Source organism: Bacillus haikouensis, from assembly GCF_013179555.1.
Classification (GTDB): domain Bacteria; phylum Bacillota; class Bacilli; order Bacillales; family Bacillaceae_B; genus Rossellomorea; species Rossellomorea haikouensis_A.
This window is the reverse complement of sequence record NZ_JABMCR010000239.1, coordinates 1-6160: the sequence shown is the minus strand read 5'-3', so window position 1 is coordinate 6160 and position 6160 is coordinate 1. Positions and strand designations below refer to the sequence as shown.

At 40.7% G+C, this 6160-nt stretch carries 6 protein-coding genes; 4 read left to right on the top strand and 2 right to left on the bottom strand.

The window, feature by feature from the left end; translation table 11 throughout:
* The first annotated feature begins 160 nt into the window (after window positions 1-160).
* On the top strand, window positions 161-484 hold the full coding sequence (locus HP456_RS18305) for a hypothetical protein (RefSeq protein WP_172253758.1): 324 nt from the start codon (window positions 161-163) through the stop codon (window positions 482-484).
* Between the two features lie 163 nt (window positions 485-647).
* Here the strand turns inward: HP456_RS18305 and HP456_RS18300 are convergent, their stop codons facing one another.
* Window positions 648-1289 (bottom strand): LysE family translocator, encoded by a 642-nt coding sequence (locus HP456_RS18300; protein WP_172253756.1) that lies wholly within the window; start codon window positions 1287-1289, stop codon window positions 648-650.
* A gap of 185 nt (window positions 1290-1474) precedes the next feature.
* Complete coding sequence (locus tag HP456_RS18295) at window positions 1475-1699, bottom strand: YczF family membrane protein (RefSeq protein ID WP_172253754.1); 225 nt, start codon at window positions 1697-1699, stop codon at window positions 1475-1477.
* 131 nt (window positions 1700-1830) lie between these two features.
* Here HP456_RS18295 and HP456_RS18290 point away from each other — a divergent pair, with 131 nt between their 5' ends.
* From HP456_RS18290 to HP456_RS18280, 3 genes are read left to right on the top strand one after another with little or no spacing between them, the layout of a single operon-like run.
* A complete protein-coding gene (locus HP456_RS18290) occupies window positions 1831-3453 on the top strand; it encodes a spore germination protein (RefSeq protein WP_172253752.1) in 1623 nt (540 codons plus the stop codon).
* A complete protein-coding gene (locus HP456_RS18285) occupies window positions 3443-4669 on the top strand; it encodes a Ger(x)C family spore germination protein (RefSeq protein WP_172253750.1) in 1227 nt (408 codons plus the stop codon). Before HP456_RS18290 ends, HP456_RS18285 begins: the two co-directional genes overlap by 11 nt.
* Window positions 4670-4693: 24 nt before the next feature.
* Entirely contained in the window at window positions 4694-5806 is a 1113-nt protein-coding gene (locus HP456_RS18280) for a GerAB/ArcD/ProY family transporter (protein ID WP_172253748.1), read from the top strand.
* Window positions 5807-6160 lie beyond the last annotated feature (354 nt).

The following is a 6160-nucleotide window of genomic DNA, read 5'->3' as shown; positions in this document are numbered from 1 at the left end:
CTGCATAAAAGGGGGCAGTTCCTCAATTGCACTAAATTAAATCATTCGAAACTTAACTAAAGTGGTTACCGTCTAATTCGTATAGAGTTGAGTATTGGCAGTAGAAGTTTAAGAAAGATTTCTGCTTATGCGGGGATACACGGGGTAAAGGAGGATTATCTTGGATAACTCATTGGTAAACATTAGCGCGGGATTCTTCTTACCAATTTTCATCATTTTAGCTTTTGTTTATTGGACAATAAAAGTTCCGTATCAAAAAAGGTTTCTACCGGCAATCATGCTAGTATTTTTAGCTGGTTTCGTTTTTTTCGTTCCTTTAATTCTAGCTTCTCTTGATGTGATTGGTGGAGGTTTCGGAATAGCAATCCTGAGTATTTATTTTTCAGTTTTTCTTGGAACAGGAGTAGTAGTGAATATTTGTGTGGCTGCATTAATAAAGAAAGAGAAAGAAAGTAGTAATCCAGAATTAGGTGGAAATAGCTGAAGATTGCAAATTTCCGGTAAATGATTATGAAAAATAACACTGTCACCTATGGCTTCACTATCTCCTTCACCTGTTGATAAACATAAGGAATTCGATTTGTTTTAAGGCAACAGTGACAGAAACGCAGTAAATCTTAAAATGTAAATGAATATAACCATACTTATTATGCCAGCAGCTGAAACAGATGATAAACAAAATTCACTGCATACCCAAATAGAAATATCCCGGCCAATAGAGTGATCCCCCTCATAAATCGTTCACTCATTATTTTCTTGGAAAAGTGAGAGGTAAAACATAAATTCAGATTCCATAGGAAGAGACCAAAAATAATGCCAAAGCTGCATACCAAAGATATAATCGTTGAGTTAACTTCCATCAGTACCTTAAGGGAAGTGCCAAACACACCAAACCAAAAAAATAAACTTAATGGGTTTGCAATGGCGATTAAAAATCCAGTAAGGTAAGCATTATTTCCTTGTTTAGTTATCTCCTCCTGCCTGTACAGATTAGTGGCTTTTGAGAAAGCTAATTTGATGCTGGATATGCCTAAATAGCCAAGCATAAAGATCCCCACTACGTACATCACGATTTGAACGTATGTCAGTTCTATCACTTGATGCAGTCCAAAGAATATTCCAATGAGAATAATAATATCCCCAGACAATCCGCCTAAGCCTACATACCAGGCTTGTAAGAATCCGCTGGTGATCCCTCTCTTAATTACTTCTAAATTCATCGGGCCGATAGGAGCTGCAAGGCTGAGCCCAAGCACAACATAATGAGTAAAAGTTAATAAAATCTCCAAGTAAGATCCCCCTGAAATTCATCCTACTTCATCATATGCCTGTCCACTCCATACACATTCCACTTAATGAACAGGGAAGAATTACACGAAGCTTTGGATTAGGAAATTTTAAATCCTTTTATTCTGATGTTGATTCGGTCTCCTCTCTTTGTTAGTTAACCCTCCCCTTGGAACGCTAGAACTATCTATTTGTTTTCTTTTCTTTTCTTGATGTAACAATAAGCTGTTTCAGCAAAAAAGAGAAAAAGAAGGAAAAAGAGTACGAATAATTCAGCTATTTCCATTACTCGAAAAGGACTGACAGCATTATACCATGCCTGCGAAACATCAAACCCTTGGAGAATATCGAGACTTAGGGAAAAAGCCGTTAAACATCCCAACATTAAAAGGGCAATGCCCATGATTTTCATGCTTATCACTCTCCTCCTACTAGGTTTTCTCTTTAGTCTTGTATCATACAGTCATCTCTTTTGTTAATAATTACATAATAACCCCTGATATGGTTAAAGTAATAAAAAATAAAAGAAGGGTGCCTGAATATATGCCTTCGTTCTTTAAAGGTCGAAAACCAAAAAAGAACCAGAAATCGGATGCTGAAAAACAAGCTGCAGTTCAATCAGAAGAACATATACAAGATTCATTGTCAGTCAACCTTGATATCATTCGACAGAAAACGGGAAACAGTTCAGACGTCGTCGTTCGTCATTTGAAAATGGGGAGAGACTCCGATATTAAAACAGCCATTGTCTATATCGAAGGAATCGTAGACAATCAATCGATTCAAGAGTTCTTACTGCAGTCCATGATGAAAGATGATGAACCAGAAAAATGGATTCAGCATGATGCGATAGATCTGATTTCTGAAGACATGATGACAGTCGGCAACGTGTCATTCCTCAATACCTGGGATGATTTGTTTTCATCCTTAATGGCAGGTGATACCCTTGTCCTGGTGGATGGAAAAACGAAGGCTCTGAGTGCATGCACGAAAGGTGGAGAAAAACGTCCCATTTCAGAATCCACCACTCAAATGGTGGTCCGCGGTCCCAAAGGGGCGTTTACAGAGTCAATTGCGACTAATACATCCATGTTACGCCGCATCATTAAGACCCCTGATTTATGGATGGAGTCCTTTAAGGTTGGGCGCGTAACCAAAACAGATGTGACGCTTATGTACATTCACGGCATTGCCAATGATCAAGTTATTGAAGAAGTTCGTCAGCGGTTAAACAAGATCGACATAGATAGTATTTTGGAATCAGGCTATATTGAACAATTAATTGAAGATCAAACAATGACTCCTTTTCCAACGGTTTTCAACACCGAAAGACCTGATGTCGTGGCAGGGAATCTGTTTGAGGGAAGAATCGCTATTTTCGTCGATGGAACACCTTTTGTACTGATTGCACCTGCTTTGTTTATTCAATTTTTCCAATCGGCTGAGGATTATTATGTACGTTATGATATTGCGACATCGATCCGCCTTTTGCGTATTTTGATGTTCTTCATTTCGCTTATTGCACCTGCTACCTTTGTGGCAGTCACAACCTTTCACCAGGAAATGGTGCCCACAACACTCATCGTGGCCATAGCAGCGCAGAGGGAAGCCGTTCCTTTTCCAGCATTCGTGGAAGCCCTTCTTATGGAAATAACATTTGAAATCTTACGGGAAGCAGGGATTCGTCTGCCGAAAGCGATTGGCTCGGCAGTATCCATCGTCGGTGCACTTGTTATTGGACAAGCAGCCGTTCAAGCGAGCATTGTGTCGCCTGCTATGGTCATTATCGTCTCGATCACAGCGATTGCCAGTTTTGCCACTCCTTCTTTTGATATGGCCATTTCTATACGTTTAATCCGGTTTTTATTTATGGTTGGTGCGGCAATATTGGGATTCTACGGAATTATTTTGATCCTTTTGATGATGGTCGTCCATCTTTGCAGCCTGCGTTCATTTGGTGTGCCCTATATGGCCCCATTTGCTCCCTTCATACCTGTAAATAATGGAGATACATTTATAAGGCTGCCATGGTGGACACTAAGGAAAAGACCACGCTTAATTAGTGCAAATACCGTTCGGGAAGGGAAGAATCAGGGTCCTCAACCTCCTGCTTCTCGCGGTATGGTCAATCGGGATTTTAAAGAAGGTGACAACAATGAAGCATAAGCTGATTTTCCTTATAGTATTGATCACATTGCCCGTCCTGCTTTCCGGTTGTTGGAGCAAAAAAGAGTTAACTGATCTTGCTATCGTGGCAGCTTTGGGAGTAGATAAAACGGATGATGGAAAATATGTCCTAACTCTTCAAATTATTAATCCCGGGAACGTGGCTGGAGGCATTCGTGGAGGCGGCGGTGGTACTGAAAGCCCGCCTATTACGGTTTATTCGGCTACTGGTAATAATCTGGTTGAAGCAAGCAGGCGGGCCACCAGTAAAATTTCCCGAAGATTATATTATGCTCATACCAACCTGGTGGTCGTTGGTGAGAACCTGGCAAGTGAAGAAGGTTTGTCTACTTTTATCGATGCAATCGATCGGGATCATGAATTTAGAATCACTACAACCATGGTGATTACGCACCAATCAACCGCAGAAGAACTCGTGAAAACATTAACACCCATTGATAAGATCCCAGCGAATAAGGTGCTGAAAACATTAGAATTTTCTCAAAGAAAATGGGGAGAGAGCATTAAGACGTCGGTCCAAGAAGTGATGAAAGGCCTGCAATCCCCTAATGAGGTAACCGTGGTATCAGGATTTCGTCTTGTAGGAAATCCCAAGCATGCCAGTCAGTTAGAAAACATTCAGGAAAGCGAGCCCGAATCTACCCTTCAGGTCAGTGGAATTGCCGTGTTAAAAGAAGGAAAGTTAGTCGATTGGGTGTATGGCAGAGCAGCTAGAGGAACGGTGTGGATCCTGGATAAAATCCAAGGAACAACCATCAACATAGATTGGAAAGGAAAAAAAGAAGCGATCGCCTATCAAACTATCCGTCAAAAAACAAAAGTGTCGGCGCAAGTGAAGAATGGTCAACCCTCTATCTCTATTCATACACGTGTTGAAGGAAGCATAGGGGAAATGAATGTACCTGTAGATATTACAGATGTAAAGGTTATTTCAAAGATAGAAAAAGAGGTGCAAAAAGAAATTAAAAAAGAAATTAAAAAAGCGATTGAACAGGCTCAAACGAATGAAGCAGATATCTTTGGATTTGGAGAAGCCATCCGACGTTCCCGACCAGGTGACTGGAAAAGACTAAAACCGATGTGGAACGATGTGTACTTTCCAGAATTAAAGGTGGATATTAATGTGGAAGCCTACATCCGTCGTGCAGGCTTACGAAATAAATCGTTTCTTTCAAGTTTAGAAGAAAATCAATAGTAAGGAAAAGGAGGTACCAGTAGAGTGGAAAAAGCAAAAATCAGTGCCAGTCAGCTCTTTATCTTAATGGTTCTGTTTGAACTGGGAAGTGCTTTACTAGTACCTCTTGCGATAGACGTAAAGCAGGACGCCTGGTTAGCCATTCTGCTTGGAATGGCTTTCAGTTTCATTCTTTTATTAGTCTATCATAAACTTTATTGGTATTATCCCGATCTGTTGCCTACAGAGTACATGCAAAAGATTCTGGGTAAAGTGGCAGGAACCGCACTTGCTTTTCTCTATCTTTTTTACTTTATGTATGATGCCTCCCGGATTCTTCGTGATTTTGGTGAAATGCTGTTAACCTTTGCCTATCCTGAAACTCCTTTATTCATCGCGAATGCACTGTTAATGCTGGTCATCATTTATATGGTCCGAAAAGGAATTGAGGTCATCGCCCGTTCAGGAGAGCTGCTTTTTTTGCTTATGTTTACCCTTTCGGTCATTGGGTTTATATTGATTGTATGTTCTGGTCTAATCGATATCACCAACTTACAACCAGTACTCGAGGAAGGGATTGTACCCGTCCTGAAAGTGGTTTTTACTCAAACCTTATATTTCCCATTTGCAGAAGCGATTGTATTTACGATGATTCTGCCGTACTTGAATAATCCCAAGAAGGTAAAGCTGGCCATGCTGTGCGCAACGGGATTAAGTGGCATCAATTTGGTCCTTACGATGCTCATTAATATTAGTGTGCTTGGTGTGGGTCTGACTGCACGTTCCCAATTTCCACTTCTCAGTACGGTTCAGACCATCCAAGTAGCAGATTTTTTAGAACGCCTGGATGTGTTTTTTATGCTTGCCTTAGTGATTGGTATTTTCTTTAAGATAAGCGTGTTGTTTTATGCAGCAGTCATAGGATCAGCCAGCTTATTTAAAATAAAATCGCCTTCACGGCTGTCTTATCCTTTGGGTCTCGTCGTTTTATTTATGTCTATGACGATTGCGAGCAATTTTCAAGAACATATCCATGAAGGATTGAAGATCGCCATGTTTGTCTTACATCTGCCTCTCTTCGTGATTATTCCTATCCTTCTTCTTCTTATAGCGTTCTTGAAAAATAGAAAAAAGAAAAGAGAGAATGTTGAGGGGTAAGGAGAGCGAAGGGAAGGTGAAATGATTGATTTGCACGGCTCCAAGGGCGGCGGTCATGAAGTCATCTGAAGCCTGCATGGCTTCAATGCTTCTGTGATAGAAATTGTCCATACTATATACAGAATCTTTTACTGGGGGGATGCACATGGCCGGCTCTCATGTTTCCGCACAAAAGAGCCAACCCCGTGCTTTTTTCGATTATTGATAGTTGATGATGGCAGGGCTCGGGTCCATTTTCAACACGTCTTCGGGCTTTAAGACAGGCTCATCTTTATCATAAAAGATCTTGAATCCGCCATATTGATTCGGTTCATCACGTATGTACTTCCCGTACAGTGTCTTTTTGTCGGCAGC

Bases quoted from the DNA above. Each gene is read 5' to 3' on its own strand.
- HP456_RS18290 (WP_172253752.1), top strand. From the start codon at position 1,831: ATGCCTTCGTTCTTTAAAGGTCGAAAACCAAAAAAGAACCAGAAATCG.
- HP456_RS18285 (WP_172253750.1), top strand. From the start codon at position 3,443: ATGAAGCATAAGCTGATTTTCCTTATAGTATTGATCACATTGCCCGTC.
- HP456_RS18295 (WP_172253754.1), bottom strand. From the start codon at position 1,699: ATGAAAATCATGGGCATTGCCCTTTTAATGTTGGGATGTTTAACGGCT.